Annotated in this window: 1 protein-coding gene; it reads left to right on the forward strand. The window is 66.7% G+C overall.

Annotated elements, in window-relative coordinates:
* Positions 1-306 (forward strand): ATP-binding cassette domain-containing protein (locus tag KI686_RS17580; RefSeq protein ID WP_237590369.1); only part of this gene is annotated, 306 nt, incomplete at both ends.

Genomic DNA, 306 nt, shown 5'->3' on the forward strand with positions numbered 1-306 from the left:
CGATCCGCTTCGACGACGTGACCTTCGGGTACAACGGCGACAAGACGATCCTGCCGAGCTTCTCGCTCGACATCCCCGCCGGGCAGACCATCGCACTGGTGGGCACGACGGGAGCCGGGAAGTCGACGCTCGCCAAGCTCGTGTCGCGGTTCTACGATCCGAGCGAGGGCGAGGTCACGCTGGACGGCGTCGACCTGCGGATGCTGCATCCCAAGGATCTGCGCCGCGCGATCGTCATGGTCACGCAGGAGGCGTACCTGTTCAGCGGGACCGTGGCGGACAACATCGCCCTCGGCAAGCCGGATG

Source organism: Polaribacter sargassicola (assembly GCF_021991835.1).
GTDB classification, from domain to species: domain Bacteria; phylum Bacteroidota; class Bacteroidia; order Flavobacteriales; family Flavobacteriaceae; genus Polaribacter; species Polaribacter sargassicola.